General features: G+C 38.3%; 10 protein-coding genes and 1 tRNA gene. 1 reads left to right on the top strand and 10 read right to left on the bottom strand.

Annotated elements, in window-relative coordinates; translation table 11 throughout:
• Nucleotides 1–80: 80 nt before the first annotated feature.
• From D5J18_RS05165 to D5J18_RS05145, 6 genes are all read right to left on the bottom strand, one after another.
• Nucleotides 81–1,841, bottom strand: coding sequence for an FISUMP domain-containing protein (locus D5J18_RS05165; protein WP_119057954.1), 1,761 nt, complete (start codon nucleotides 1,839–1,841; stop codon nucleotides 81–83).
• A 423-nt stretch (nucleotides 1,842–2,264) separates the two neighbouring features.
• Nucleotides 2,265–4,715: a glycoside hydrolase family 95 protein gene (locus D5J18_RS05160; protein WP_260377541.1), complete on the bottom strand. Its 2,451-nt coding sequence runs from the start codon at nucleotides 4,713–4,715 to the stop codon at nucleotides 2,265–2,267.
• 19 nt (nucleotides 4,716–4,734) lie between these two features.
• Complete coding sequence (locus tag D5J18_RS08810; protein WP_165844964.1) at nucleotides 4,735–4,887, bottom strand: glycoside hydrolase family 125 protein; 153 nt, start codon at nucleotides 4,885–4,887, stop codon at nucleotides 4,735–4,737.
• Nucleotides 4,888–5,061: 174 nt separating this feature from the next.
• Nucleotides 5,062–5,136: transfer RNA gene (locus tag D5J18_RS05155), tRNA-Pro, on the bottom strand.
• A gap of 333 nt (nucleotides 5,137–5,469) precedes the next feature.
• Nucleotides 5,470–6,786: a dicarboxylate/amino acid:cation symporter gene (locus D5J18_RS05150; protein ID WP_119057953.1), complete on the bottom strand. Its 1,317-nt coding sequence runs from the start codon at nucleotides 6,784–6,786 to the stop codon at nucleotides 5,470–5,472.
• Nucleotides 6,787–7,434: a nitroreductase family protein gene (locus D5J18_RS05145; protein WP_119057952.1), complete on the bottom strand. Its 648-nt coding sequence runs from the start codon at nucleotides 7,432–7,434 to the stop codon at nucleotides 6,787–6,789. It lies immediately after the preceding gene.
• Nucleotides 7,435–7,540: 106 nt separating this feature from the next.
• On the opposite strand from D5J18_RS05145, the gene fabG reads away from it, so the two are divergent.
• Nucleotides 7,541–8,278, top strand: a complete 738-nt coding sequence (gene fabG / locus D5J18_RS05140) for a 3-oxoacyl-[acyl-carrier-protein] reductase (RefSeq protein WP_119057951.1) — start codon at nucleotides 7,541–7,543, stop codon at nucleotides 8,276–8,278.
• Between the two features lie 96 nt (nucleotides 8,279–8,374).
• Here fabG and D5J18_RS05135 read toward each other — a convergent pair whose 3' ends face one another.
• From D5J18_RS05135 to D5J18_RS05120, 4 genes are all read right to left on the bottom strand, one after another.
• Entirely contained in the window at nucleotides 8,375–11,053 is a 2,679-nt protein-coding gene (locus tag D5J18_RS05135; protein ID WP_133298106.1) for a 4-alpha-glucanotransferase, read from the bottom strand.
• Between the two features lie 304 nt (nucleotides 11,054–11,357).
• The gene (locus D5J18_RS05130; RefSeq protein ID WP_119057949.1) at nucleotides 11,358–12,416 is read right to left on the bottom strand and encodes an FISUMP domain-containing protein; all 1,059 of its coding nucleotides are present in this window, start codon (nucleotides 12,414–12,416) and stop codon (nucleotides 11,358–11,360) included.
• 534 nt (nucleotides 12,417–12,950) lie between these two features.
• Nucleotides 12,951–13,919, bottom strand: coding sequence for a hypothetical protein (locus tag D5J18_RS05125; protein ID WP_119057948.1), 969 nt, complete (start codon nucleotides 13,917–13,919; stop codon nucleotides 12,951–12,953).
• Nucleotides 13,920–14,415: 496 nt separating this feature from the next.
• Nucleotides 14,416–14,611: FKBP-type peptidyl-prolyl cis-trans isomerase (locus D5J18_RS05120; RefSeq protein WP_133298105.1), on the bottom strand; the 196-nt coding region annotated here is incomplete at its 5' end.

The raw sequence follows: 14,611 nt of genomic DNA, 5'->3' as shown, positions 1-14,611 counted from the left end.
AAACTACGGCTAAATTTGGTTTTAATTTGCGATATCATACTTCTCTCTCTATTGAATACCCTTGCTAGTTTAGCGCAGGATTAATCTTTAATACAACGCACGCTGAACCCGTTAGCTCGGGCGCTGCTGCTGCGCACACCGCTGAGGTTACTTTTGAAGCTCATGCGGTGAGCGCTGCGCCCGTAGCTAGAAGAGCTACTCCAGTAGAACCCGCTAGAATCCTTGGTGCCGTTCAGCTGACCAAGGTAAAAGAAACGGTAGGCAGCAGCTGCAAGGTTTGGCAACTTATCCTGTGTCCACATTTGATTAGTTTTAACACCAGAACGGCTACCCGTTACAGCCTGATGAAATTCCTGCCACTCCTCCACAGTCGGAACATGGTAACCAGACGGGCAAGGGTTATTATCTCTTCCTGCTCTCCACAACTCTAAATCTGAACCTGATGCATTTTCACCATTCGCTACCCAATTATGGCCTCCAGCAATAAACTTCCCTGCTGAACTGCCCGCGTCTTTCCAATCTGGGGCTCTTTTAGGGGCAGTGAGTTTATTCCTAAACTCATGCCCATCATTCGCTCTCTGCCATTGATATAATGAACCGTAGAGATTTTCGTCGCTGTGGATAGCTTCGCCTGTTTTTTTAACGTTCGGGTTAAAATTAGGATTATTTATGTCTGCATACGCCGCTCCAAGGTTGAGGTTGAGCCATGTCTTATTATAACCATTCGCTCCTGTAACGGTAACGGGCACGTAAACAAACTGGTGGCGCAACGCTCCGTTGGTTTCTTTGCCAAAATTCTTGTCTGGGATACCACCTGTTCCTTTGATGATAACTTTGGATTTGCTCCCGTTTATATCAATATCATAAGTCACAATGTCGTAACTTTTCTCTGGTGCCATCTGCTTAACTTGGTAACTCTCATTTTTTTCTACCTCTAGCGTCGCAGTCAACTCGCCTTGCACTGCAAAGTTCCCTGCGGGGATTCTAAGCGTGATTTTCTTGGAATCTCCTCCTTGCCCTGGGGCGGTGGTTTTCTCAATGTTTACAGCTTCATAACTTCCTTTTCCATTGGTGTAAGGAATTTTGAGGCTAATTTGATTACTTGCATTGTCTATATTACCTTGTATGGTCTTGCCATCATGGGCAAACGACACGATATACTGCTCTTGGTTTTGCAGGTTTGCATTTCCTTTGCCTACCGTTAATTGCTGCTCTGCACTTAATCCAAATTTGTTGAAGATAGCCGTAAGCTGACCTGCCCGCGGCGTCCCGCTAAGCGTATACGTCAAAGTTTTGCTTTCGTGTCCTTTTAGGCTAACGTTGCTGTTGGCTGAGCCATCTGCTTCTATTATTATCCCTTCATGTTCTACCCCAACGGCATCAGAGAAGTCAATATCGGTAATGGGAGAGAATCCATTGTTGGTAATGGTAAAACTTACGCTGGCGCCTGATAATTTCTCGCCTCTCATAAATTTCCCCCTGAAACCTGCTGGCGATACTGATACGCCTTGTGATGATTTGTTCCCTACATTGGGGATGCATTCCCACTGGTGGGCACCGCTTCTTACCCCAAGGTACACCTCAAGGCACTGCTTATCGGTATTATAAATCATCATTCCTTCTCTCACATCTTCAAATTGTGAGCGCTGAGCTGTGCTAACATTTGGTAAATGAAGTCCCTGAGGAGTTGCTGGGTTTGCCCATTTTGTACCCGCAGGGGCTTCCTGAGGATTTATATAAGCAGCATCAAGAGTGCCACTTGGCTGGTCTGTGTTAACACCCACCTGAGCAGTGACCGCAACCGCTGATAATACGGTTAAAGAAAGTAATAATTTCTTCATTTGTTTTAATTTTTTTGGTTAATATTTTATTGATTTATTCTTTTCTTAATTAAATTTTCGCTGTTTTTTTTCAACTTTTTTTGCTTCTTCATTTAGAAAGAGCCCCAACCCGTGAGGCTCTTCTTTTTGAAGAAATTACTACTTTCACACAGGTGAAAATAGAAAAACCGCACAAGATTTTCTTGCACGGCTTTGCGGTTCGCTCCCGCGGGGAAGCAAAAATTTATTATAAGTTATTGATAATGAGTTGTTTAGCTCATTACTTGTGTGTGTGTGTGTGTGTTTACACTTTATTTTGAAACTCACAAATTTCATTTGTTAAAATTTCGTTATTTTTTTGTTAAAATTTTTCCGTTGAGATTTTTCTCTTTTCTCAACCTGCCCGCAAATGTATTTTACGTTTTTGAATTATGCAAATTTGTTTTACTTAATCGTATATGTTTTCCCTTTTTCTGCCCAAAAGCTAATAATGGGGTGACTTTCAAAATCTACATTTACTTTTTCAACCTTTACTTTTTTATCATTTAAATATAGATTCAAACCTTCAGGAATTTCAACAAAATATTTTTGATTTTCACCTGTTGTGATAGTGGCTGATTTTAATTTAAAATCCTCCCAAGCAAAAGAGGTTTCAGCATTTCCACGGGCTCTCAAACCCATGATTTCACCATTTTCCCAATCGGGCGAATGTGGCAAAGCTGGTAAAAACCGAATACACTCCATCGGGCCATGGCTTTGCAATAGCATTTCTGCAATACCTGCTGTTGCACCAAAATTCCCATCAATCTGAAATGGCGGATGTGCATCAAATAAATTGGCATAAGAACCACTGCCACTGCTGTGTTTATTTCCATTTTTAGGATATTCAATCGGGTGCAGTAAATTCTTTAGAAGCACTAAGGCGTGGTCACCATCGCCCATGCGTGCCCAAAAGTTAATCTTCCATGCTTTAGACCAGCCCGTAGCCTCATCTCCACGCATCTCGAGGGTTTTTCTTGCTGCTTTATAAAGCGCTGGCGTTTGGCGATTGATTTCATCAAACGGGTGTAAACCAAACAGATGACTCACGTGCCTGTGGTGCGGGTCTGCGGCGGGCCAATCTTCTAGCCATTCTTGAACACCTCCATCGCTTGGGCTAATTTGGTTGGGAGCTAATCTCTGACTCACTATTGTTAAAGAATCAGCGTAAGCCTGATCTTTACCCAAAATTTTAGAAGATTCTATAACTGCTTGAAAAACATTTCTTGCAATTTGCATATCCATCGTCGGCCCCATTACCGTTTCTCCTCGGTAGCCATTAGGCTGAATGTAAGTATTTTCTGGGGAATTAGAGGGTGCTGTGACCAGCCATTGGTTTTGAGGTTCTTCAATCAAAATATCTTGCAAAAACTGCGCTGCACCTTTGATTACGGGATAATACTGCTCCAAAAGTTCTTTGTTTCGGGTGAAGCGGTAGTTCTCCCAAATATGCGTTGTAAGCCAAGCGCCACCCGTCAAAGAACTGCCCCAAGAGGCAAACTCGCCTGGTGCCGTTACAAACCACGGATTGGTCTTCATATGATTGACCCAACCACGAGCATTGTAATAATTTTGAGCTGTTTTTTTACCATTTTCTACCAAATTTTCAGTCAACTGAAAAAGTGGCTGCTCCAATTCAGCTAGATTAGTCACCGCTGCTGGCCAATAATTCATTTGCAGATTGATATTGGTGTGATAATCGCCATTCCATGGAGTAAGATATTCCACGGCCCAAAGTCCTTGTAAATTTGCTGGCAATAGGCCAGGACGACTACTGCTAATCAACAGATAACGCCCAAAGTTGAAATAGAGCATCGCTAATGTTGGGTCGTTCTCTCCAGCTGCATACCGCTCTAGGCGTTCTTGTGTGCTTAATTTCTCAAGCAATTTACTTTCTGATTTTGTTTTCCATTGTACCCGATGATAAAGTTGCTGGAATTGCTGTGCAGAATTTTTTAAGGCTTGAGAAAATTTAGTGTTTTTTAGCTTATAAATATCTGTTTTAGCGTTAGCTAAAGGGCTGTAATTTGCTACTACTCCACCATTTTTATAATCATAATTGGTACGCATTGCGATGGCTAAGATAACTTGTGTTGCATTTTCTATTTCTAGCTGATTTTGATTCACTTTAGCCGTTCCGTCGTTTTCCATAATTTGTGCTACAGCCGCAAACTTCATGTATTTTTCTTCTGCACAGCTGAGCTGGCCTGTCATTTGAATCTCTGTAGTATTTGGCACGCTGAAAGATGCATTCTCTTCCCGAGATAAAGCTAAAGAGAAACTCATGGGCTGGGTTCCGAGCAGCTCTACCCAAACGACATCGTTTTGAAAGTCTGTAAAAACTTTTTGTTGAATTTTATTTAAGCCTTTAGAAAATTTTGTTTCGGCTAAAGCTGAATCTAAATTCAATCGGCGGTGATAATTTTTTACATCCGATGAATCTTTATAACTAATCTTCAGGTCTCCAAAGGTTTGATAGTTTCCGTAGGCATCGAACTCCACTCTCCCATCGGGTAATTTAGATCTTTTGGAAACAAAATGCTTATTAAGAAGCTTCTGTGCTTCTTTATTTTTGCCCTCCAACAGCAGTTTTTGAATGGGTTTTAAATACTGAGAAGCGCCTGGTAAATCTGCATCTTTGGGACATCCCGACCACAGTGAAATTTCGTTCAAGGCAATTCTATCTTGCTGTGTTCCACCGAAAACCAAGGCTCCAATTCGGCCATTACCCAAGGGTAAAGCTTGCGTGAACTTTTCTGCTGGTGATTTAAAAATGAGTTCTTGACTGCTTGAGTTTTGAGCTTGTGAAATTCCGAAAAGAAGTATAAAAAGTATGATGTAATTTTGCTTATTCATGTTTATATCTTTTTATTATTTAATCTAATTTAATAAATGAAAAACGCTCTTGTGATAATTTATAAATTAATTCGCCAAAAAGTGTATATGCACAAGCAAACCAAGATCTTGAAAAAACCTGAGCATTGTTCTTGCTGAGCAAATTGGTTTCGATGAAATTTTTACGATTCATGAAATTGTATTTAACCACTACAATTTACAAATTTTTATTGAAATCCAATTAATTTGGTAAGCGATAAATTGTGAATAACTGCTGAATCTTGATTGCTGAGTTTTTATAGGTGGTTTAATTCTGTGTTTTTCACTAATTTTTAACTTAAATAATAGTTCGTTATTTATCAAAAAGTCGGGATGACTGGATTCGAACCAGCGACCTCGCGCCCCCCAGACGCGCACTCTAACCGAACTGAGCTACATCCCGTGAGAAAGTGAAGGCAAATTTACACTTTTTTAATTTTTTAGCAAAAATCTATCGTTTAGCTCTAAATCGCCTTTCTTGAAAATAATTAAATATTTGAAATTCAATGAATTACGTGCTTTTTTTGATTTCCAATTTTGCTTTGCATCGATTCTCGGTATTCGTTATTTAAAAATTTTTTAAGGCTTAAAAAATTTAGGACAAAATTAGTTAATAAAAAATTGATTCTGCATTTAAATCAGAATGTAAAAATATGATTTTTGCTTATTTCAAAAACTTGATGGAATTTTAAGGGATTATAATGATTTTTTTCATTTTGAATTCGAGAGATTTTTTCTACCGATAAGTTTTTTTTAATCTTTTCTCTATCGGCGGATGCAACAAACCAACTGATTTCCCTACGACTGTCGCCACAACAGCATCTCCAGTTACATTCACAACGGTGCGGCACATATCTAACGGGCGATCAACGGCAAAAATCAATGCTAAGCCAACTGCTAGCCTATCTGAGGGGAATCCTATAGATTCTAAAACAATCACTAGCATCACCATTCCCGCTCCTGGCACTGCTGCTGAACCGATGGACGCTAAAAGTGCTGTGAAAACGATGGTCAATTGCTGCGTAAAATCTAATGGAAACTTCAATGCTTGTGCTATAAAAACGGCGGCAACTGCTTGGTAAAGACTTGTCCCGTCCATATTTATGGTTGCTCCTACTGGTAGTACGAAACTACTTACCTCTTCATCTACGCCCACGTGTTCACTGACACGTTCCATGGTGACGGGTAAAGTTGCTGCACTAGAACTGGTGGAAAAAGCTAATAGCTGTGCTGGTGCAATTTTGGGTATAAAACTAAATGGACTCCTTTTGGTAACGATGTATAAAATTAAAAGATAAACAGCTATCATCAAAATTAAGCCTAAAATGACTGTAAGCGTATAAAAAAGTAATTTCTCTAAAATTTCAGGATTATCTGCAGAAGCAACTACGTTCGCCAAAAGTGCAAAAACAGCAAAAGGTGCTGTCAACATAATAACATCTACCATCTTTAGAATCACTTCATTCAAAGAATCAAAAAAAATCTTGAGCGGCTTGGCTTTTTCTTCTGAAATTAAAAGTAGACAAATTCCCAATAAAATTGCGAAAAAAATGACTTGCAACATCGAGCCATTATCACTCATCGCAGCAAAAATATTATCAGGCACTATATCTACAACAAAGTCCAACGGGCCTGACTCTTTCTGATGATGTGCTTCTGAAATCTTCCCTGAAATCTCACTATTATCGGTATACGTAGAAACCATCTGATTTATGGTTTCTTGCGGTAAACCTTTACCTGGCTCAATCAAGTTGACCAATCCTAAACCAACGGATATGGCTATGATTGTTGTAAAAATATACATGCCAATCGTACGGAACCCAATGTTTTTGAACTTCGAAATGTCTTTTAAATCAGAAATTCCTTTGACTAAACTTGCCAAAATCAGCGGAATAGCAATCAATTTTAGTAAATTAATGAAAATAGTCCCTACAGGGGCTACCCAGTCAGACACAAAATCTTTGCCCCCAGACCATGAAGTTACTAAATAGCCAAAAACGACTCCCGATGCCATTCCCAGCAATATCTGCCAGTGCAATTCTAATTTTCTCATTTAATTTAATTCAATTAACATTTCATCTAAAGGGATTCGTACTTTTTTCTCATGCAAAAGAAAATCCTTTTCTGTCCGAATTCCCACAGGAAGCAACAATACAGAGCGTAAATTTTTCTTTTCTAAATTTAAAATTTCATCTAAATCATGTTTTTTAAAACCCTCCATCGGGCACGAATCAATTTGCATCAAAGCACATGCTGTAAGCAAAGTCCCCAAAACGATATAAATTTGCTTATCAACCCAATGTTGCAATTCATTTGAATTTTTTAAGCCTTTAAAAAATTTTATACACGTCTGCTCATAATCCTGCAAATCACCTTTTTGCAAACCTCGCTCCTCCTCCATCAATTGAATCATTTCTTTCACAAAATCTTCATCCAAATCAGTCCTAGCAGCTAAAACAATCAAATCACTACAGGTTGAAATTTGCTTTTGATAAAACGTAGCATTTCCCAAATCTTTTAAATTTCTTGGATTTTTAATCCATAATACACGAAACGGCTGCAAGCCCATAGATGTGGCCGTGAGATTAGCCATTTCCATCAATTGATAAATTTTTTCTTCAGCAATCTTTTGCTCCGAATCAAATTGTTTTGCAGCGTAACGCCAGTGCAAAGCATTTTTTATACATTCGTGATTTAGCATAAGTGTAAAATTAATATTTTTGAAGCTTTAAAAAAAGTGAAAAATTTATACTTTTAATTTTTAACTTTATTCATCTATTTTAAAATTTAAAAATAAAAACAAGAAAATGAAATTATTGGAAGGAAAAACAGCCGTCATTACTGGTGCTACCCGCGGAATCGGGAAGGGAATTTTAGAAGTTTTTGTAGAAAATGGCTGCCGCGTAGCTTTTACGTATGCTTCATCTAAAAAAGCGGCAGACGAAATTGAAGAAAAATATGGCGACAAAGTCAAAGGTTTCCAATCAGATGCATCGGATTTTGATGCTGCACAAAAGTTGATTGAGGAAGTTTTAGGAGTTTTCGGGCAAGTCGATATTTTAATTAACAATGCTGGAATTACTAAAGATAATTTATTGATGCGCATGAGTTTTGAGGATTGGCAAAAAGTAATTCAGGTGAATTTAGACAGCGCTTTTAATTTAACGAAAGCTTTAATTCGCCCAATGCTGAAACAAAAGAGTGGTTCTATCATCAACATAAGTTCTGTGGTTGGCGTTCAAGGAAATGCTGGGCAGGCTAATTATGCAGCGTCCAAAGCGGGACTGATTGGGTTTACAAAATCGGTTGCTTTGGAATTAGGCTCTAGAAATATCCGCTGCAATGCCATTGCTCCTGGGTTTATAAAAACAGAAATGACTGAAAAGTTAGATGAAAAAATAGTGGAGGAATGGGTGCAAAATATCCCTCTGAAACGAGGAGGGGAACCACAAGACATCGCTAATGCTTGTTTGTTTTTAGCCTCTGACCTTTCATCTTACGTCACTGGCCAAGTGCTAAGCGTGGACGGAGGTATGCATACTTAATTTCCTTTGAGTTTAATGAAATAGAAAAGCCGTCTCATCTACCAAGAAACGGCTTTTTTTTTAAATATTTTTTAAGCCTTAAAAAAAATATCATTTTCAAAACTGTATTATATCTCCTTTTATTCTACCACATTTCTGATTCAGTGCATTTAGTTTTTGTGTAAATTTTTTATTTTCAATTAAATCTTCTACGCTGATGTGCATTCGGTAATCCCATTTATGCGGAAAAACTGACGGGATGTTTATCCGCTCATCATCTTCTTTTAGATTTCTAGTACTTGAGTCAATTCCTAAAAATTCCTGTATCGGAATAATGCTTAGCATCGCTGGTGAAAATAAATGCTGGTGCAGAATCTCCTCTTGCAGCGGCTCGCTAAGCTCCTGTGGTGGCTCGCCTTCATGCCCCATCCATTGGTTATAAAAAAACTTTATCCCCGCTCGATTTTCTTTCCACCATTGCCGTAACGTACTGGTATCGTGCGAAGAAGGAGACACCACGCAAAGATAAGGCGAATCTGCTGGGTGTGTAAAAAGTTTATCAACACGCCCAGGCATCCGCTGAATTTCAAGATTTAAAACGGCTAATTCTTGCATCACCTCGGGAACAACTTTTGGTATCATGCCTAAATCTTCGCCACACGTGAGCATATTTGTTGCTTTTTTCAGCATCGGTAATTTCTCCAAACCTTTTATTTTCCAGAAGTTCTCATTGCGGTGATAAAAATAATCGGTGTACAAAAGATATAAAACGTGCTTGTGATGCTCGTCTAAATCTTGATACGATAGAGTTTCTATCAAATTAAATCTTGGGTGGAAATGCTCTGCCCGATTTTCATCTTCTATGAACAAAACATTCGCTACCAAATTCATTAAAATTTCAAAATGAGGATGATTGGAATCCAGATTTTGCTGAATTTTTCTTTGGGTAGAGAATTCTTCTTTCAAAGAAATTTCATCTTCAAGAGTTTTAAAATATTTATTTTCAGCTGTTTCAAATTCTTTATCAAAAATTTGTTTCAAAATTTCTTTAGTGACGAAAGGTTGAGTCAAACGCTTGATACTGAGGCTAACTCCTCTTTCTCTCAACTCTTCATCACTGAATGCTAGAGCTGGCTCAAAATAACCTAAAATCCCTTGTGTGGCATGCATCGGGATTTGCCAAATTCTAAAAAATCCAAGAATGTGGTCTATCCTGAAAGCATCAAAATACCTTGCCATGAACTGAAATCGGCTCTTCCACCACGTGTAGTCATCATCTTTCATTTTCTCCCAGTTATAGGTTGGGAATTCCCAATTTTGCCCCAAAACTGCAAAGTCATCAGGCGGAGCGCCAGCCTGTTGATTCATATGAAATAGTTCCCGATGCTCCCACGCATCAACACTATGGCGACTAATCCCGATGGGCAAATCTCCTTTCAGCCCGACACCTTCTCGGTGCAAAAAGTCTACCGCATCTCTCAACTGCATATCCAAAATCCATTGAATAAAACAGTAATAATTCACCGCTGCATGCAGCAAATGTTGCTCATCATTGATGCAATTCATTAGCTCCTCGCTCGGTTGCTGGTACGCTGGCCATTGCTCAAAATTAGTCGTTCCGTATTCATCTCTCAGAGAAGAAAAAACAGCGTAAGGTATCAACCAGTTTTTATTATTTTTTTTAAAGCTTAAAAAATCTTTATCACGTGCTATTTTTCGCCAATTTCTTTTGAAATATTTTTGTGTGAAATCTCGTTTATACTGATTGACCGCTTCATATTCAACTCCAGAAGATTGATTTAGAATTTTAGATTTTTTCTCAAGGCTTAAAATTTCTTTTTTGTTGAGCGAATAAGGTAATTCCTTTAAACTCAAATACATAGGATGCAATGCGAAAACAGAAATCGCTGCATACGGATAGCAATCTAGCCAAGAATAATGCGCCGTGGTGTCATTGATTGGTAAAATTTGAATTAATGAGAAACCTGCATTTTTCGCCCATTTTCCTAAAGCTTTTAAGTCAGAAAACTCTCCTACACCACAGCTTTCTTTCGTTCGGATAGAAAAAACTGGTATTGCTAACCCGCTGAGTCGCCATCGGTCTAATTCCGGGACTCGAAAACAAACATCATTATAAATTTGCACATCCTCCGCCCCCACAGGGTGCCCAATTCGATTGGCGCCCGTCTCAAAAAATTTCACGCTCTTCTCCCTTTTGTCATAAAGAGCATATTTGTACTCAAAATCACAAAGAAGCGCAGGCATTGCTACATCAATATACCAAAAATTTTTGCCTGCGGGTTTCATTTCAATGCCTCTTTCGGGATTCCATTCACCTAATTTTGGTGTATTGCCCGTAAGCAATAAAACTTGATGTGGGTTAAAAACAGGGAAGTGAATTTTAAACCGATGCGTATTCTTTTTTAAAGCTCTAAGATTCTGAGATTTAAATTGTGATGAAATTTCATCAAAAAGTGTAGTGCCTAAATTATACTGTGGCAAAACGGGGATATTCCAAAAATCACGCACAATCAGGTTTTTACTCAGAATATGACGCTCAAAATGATGCGGCGCCCATTCTTCTCTTATGCTTGAATCTTTTAAATTCCTGACAAAATAAGTGTATTCAAATTTTTTCTTTTTCGTTTCAAACTCCACATACCATTCCGATTCGTTAAAGAATTGCATGGGCAAAGCCTTACTTTTATCACCATTACCAAGCTCTGGTATATCTCCTACGACAAATATATTTTCGCCCAAATGCGTTGAATATTTTAGATGAAATTTAATCTTCATAAGGCTAATTTTTGAATTGGCAATATAGTTATTTTCACAACTCCCTGAATCTTCAGTCAATGAAATTACCTAAGCAATTGCTTATATAGAAAAATCAACTAATTTCTTCAAAATATGGCTTCGTTCTAGCCTTATAAAAATACAAATAAAGTCTTACTGGGGCAAGTTTTAAATGTTAATCTTCTTACTTTTACTCCGAAGCGAAAGAAATAAAAAAAACACTATAAAATGAAAAAACATAAGCACGATTTACTTTCATGCTTATGTTTTTTTTTAAGATTAAACCATCCCATGTCTCAAGCCATTAATCTCCCACTTTACTACCCTTGAGGCAACGCACGCTGTACCCGTCAGATGGGACTCCGGCGAACGTACCGTTGTTGCCACTGTTGAAGTAGTAGCCATAAGCGTGGTCGTCTTTAGCAGAGCTAGTCCAGTAGCCCCCGTAAGAATCCACTTCTATCAGTGAATCATAGCCATAGGGATGGTAGCCAGCAGCTGCAAGGTTTGATAACTTAGTCTGACTCCACATTTGACCACTAGAATCATCAGAGTTACCCGTTACAGCCTGATGAAATTCCTGCCACTCCTCTATAGTCGGAACATGGTAACCTGACGGGCAAGGGTTATTAACTCTGTCTGCTCCTCCTTGCCACAAGTTAAGGTCTGGTGAAGGATTACTTACCCAATGACCATCGTCAGAAAGAATAAACTTCTCTGCTGCTTTGCCTGTGTCTGTCCAAGTATCGGCTTTATCTATGGTAGTTTCTGAACCCCTAAACTCATGCCCATCACTCGCTCGCTGCCATTGGTATAATGAACCGTAGGTTTTAGCATCTTCATGGGCATCTGTGCCTGTTTTACTAACGGTAGGTTCAAAATGAGGACTATGGATGTTGGCGTATTCTGCTCCAAGGTTGAGGTTGAGCCATATGTAACTAGTACCAGTTACACCAGTTACACCAGTTGCAGTTGTAGCGCAATACACAAAATCATGCTTGCCATTATCTTTCCTAAATAATTTATCATATACTAATCTATCTTCAGGGCATTTTCTTATCTTTTCTATGACCTCATTTGGATTTTTTACCGCACCCTTAATGTAATCAATTATCTCTTTATTTTTTATATCCCACTCTATGTCTTTAATCGACATTTTTCTTACCTTTTTGTCTTTTTCATCCCAAGTCAGAATCCAATCAACTCCGTATAATCTATCAACATCTTGTATGCGCAAGTCACCTTTTTGGTCGTCTTTTGCGCTGATGTCTAGCATGGCTTTTGGCTCATCTGTGTTAATGCCCACCTGAGCGGTGACCGCAACCGCTGATAATACGGCTAAAGAAAGTAATAATTTCTTCATTTATTTCATTTTTTTGGTTAATATTTTATTGATTTATTCTTTTCTTAATTAAATTTTTGCTGTTTTTTATTCAACTTTTTTTGCTTCTTCATTTAGAAAGAGCCCCAACCCGTGAGGCTCTTCTTTTTGAAGAAATTACTACTCTCACACAGGTGAAAATAGAAAAACCGCACAAGATCTTCTTGCACGGCTTTGCGGTTCGCTCCCGCGGGGAAGCGATAAATTATTATAAGTTACTGATAATGAGTTGTTTAGCTCATTGTTTGTGTGTGTGTGTGTGTGTGTGTGTGTTTACACTTTATTTTGAAACTCACAAATTTCATTTGTTAAAATTTCGTTATTTTTTTTTTATTAAAAATTTTCGTTGAGATTTTTCTCTTCTCAACCTGCCCGCAAATGTATTTTACGTTTTTGAATTATGCAAATTTGTTTTTTTTGAGGCTCATGGGCAACCTTTTTTATAATGCACTACGGGTTGAATAATTAAAAAATTAAAATCCTTGCCAAAGCTCTCACTTTGACAAGGATAATTGATTATAATCCGCTACCGAAAGCTCCAGTTCCGTTAGTAGGGGTATTGCCGCCTACCATATAGCCCCAATAGTAGCTACCATTTGCATTCTTCATACAAATACCGAAGACATCACTCTTACCATCCGCTCCTTGGATAAAGTTCATCTTACCTCTGTTGTCTGCGTTACATTCCATAGCGGTAGTAGAAGCTACTTTACTTGCTTCTGTAGATGCTGCTACTCCTTTCTTAATAACACCATTAGCATCTACTACCAAAGTCTCTCCTGTACCAGCTTGTAAGCCTTCTAATTTAAGTGGGTCTGCATCTGCTTTGATATGAACTCTATGGGAAGGCTCTGCTGTACCCACCCCTACATTACCTGCGTTATTAATAATCATTCTGGTCTGGGTATAAATACCATCCGTAGGCGTGGTCAGAAGCTCTATACGCCCAGGCTTGCTATTTAGGGAGTGGTCTCCATCTGCACAGATACGCATTCCTGTTCCGCCAAGAGGAGCAGACCACTCTCCTGGAAGTAAATGATCTCTTGTGCCCTTGTAGTCATACCCCATATAACCTACTATATATTGGTCTTTTTTAATATAATCTAATTTGCTATGGTCATTAATTCCTTTTGACCATTGTTCCAAAAAATGTTCTATGTCACCACCATAAGCTGTACCAGGAAAGGAAGTCCCTTCTCTTCCTGATGCTGTGAAATTAGCAAAATTGTTAGAATAACCCCATATTTCACCTTTAACAACTAAGGGAGTTACAGGTGTAGTAATGCCTATCCCTACATTTCCATTATTCAACACTGTGACTAACTTGGTTCCTGCTTGGTTCTCTAATTCCAAGTTTTTAGGAGATTGGGCATCATCCTTCGTTTTTACATTAAGGGTAGCACTTGGAGCATCTGTGTTAATGCCTACTTGGGCAGTGGCTAAAGCCCCTGGCAATACAACGAAAGAAAGTAATAATTTCTTCATTTGTTTTAATTTTTTTGGTTAATATTTTATTGATTTAATACTTTTCTTAATTAAATTTTTGCTGTTTTTTCAACTTTGTTTTTGCTTCTTCTTTTAGAAAGAGCCCCAACCCGTGAGGCTCTTCTTTTTTTGAAGAAATTACTACTTCCACACAGGTGAAAATAGAAAAACCGCACAAGATTTTCTTGCACGGTTTTGCGGTTCGCTCCCGCGGGGAAGCAAAAAATTATTATAAGTTACTGATAATGAGTTGTTTAGATCATTATTTGTGTGTGTGTGTGTGTGTGTTTACACTTTATTTTGAAACTCACAAATTTCATTTGTTAAAATTTTGTTATTTTTTTGTTAAAAATTTTCGTTGAGATTTTCCTCTTCTCTCAATCTGCCCGCAAATGTATTTTACGTTTTTGAATTATGCAAATTTGTTTTTTTTGAGGCAGAGGATTTTTTTTAAAGGCTAAAAAAAATCCCGAAAATTTTCGGGATTTTTTATCATCTATTTCAATGGCTCGTATTCAAAGTAAAGCGTAGAATTCGCTGGAATTGGCCCAGCACCCTGTGTCCCATAGCCCAATGTTGACGGAACGATGAGAAAAACTTTTGAGCCTTTCTCAAACATCGTTAGTGCTTCCATCCAACCTTGAATCAGGGAAGTCTGCCCTACTTTTACATTCAATGGTGAATTTCGCTGA

Origin of the sequence: Candidatus Ornithobacterium hominis, assembly GCF_900538215.1 — a bacterium.
GTDB lineage: Bacteria > Bacteroidota > Bacteroidia > Flavobacteriales > Weeksellaceae > Ornithobacterium > Ornithobacterium hominis.
Note: the sequence above shows the minus strand (reverse complement) of the source record. Positions and strands in the feature narration are given on the sequence as shown.

What these genes read in the sequence shown, in the direction of transcription:
- D5J18_RS05145 (WP_119057952.1), bottom strand. Translation starts at nt 7,434, where the DNA reads ATGCTAAATCACGAATGTATAAAAAATGCTTTGCACTGGCGTTACGCT.
- D5J18_RS05160 (WP_260377541.1), bottom strand. Translation starts at nt 4,715, where the DNA reads ATGAATAAGCAAAATTACATCATACTTTTTATACTTCTTTTCGGAATT.
- D5J18_RS05125 (WP_119057948.1), bottom strand. Translation starts at nt 13,919, where the DNA reads ATGAAGAAATTATTACTTTCTTTCGTTGTATTGCCAGGGGCTTTAGCC.
- fabG (WP_119057951.1), top strand. Translation starts at nt 7,541, where the DNA reads ATGAAATTATTGGAAGGAAAAACAGCCGTCATTACTGGTGCTACCCGC.
- D5J18_RS05130 (WP_119057949.1), bottom strand. Translation starts at nt 12,416, where the DNA reads ATGAAGAAATTATTACTTTCTTTAGCCGTATTATCAGCGGTTGCGGTC.
- D5J18_RS05150 (WP_119057953.1), bottom strand. Translation starts at nt 6,786, where the DNA reads ATGAGAAAATTAGAATTGCACTGGCAGATATTGCTGGGAATGGCATCG.
- D5J18_RS05135 (WP_133298106.1), bottom strand. Translation starts at nt 11,053, where the DNA reads ATGAAGATTAAATTTCATCTAAAATATTCAACGCATTTGGGCGAAAAT.
- D5J18_RS05165 (WP_119057954.1), bottom strand. Translation starts at nt 1,841, where the DNA reads ATGAAGAAATTATTACTTTCTTTAACCGTATTATCAGCGGTTGCGGTC.
- D5J18_RS08810 (WP_165844964.1), bottom strand. Translation starts at nt 4,887, where the DNA reads ATGAATCGTAAAAATTTCATCGAAACCAATTTGCTCAGCAAGAACAAT.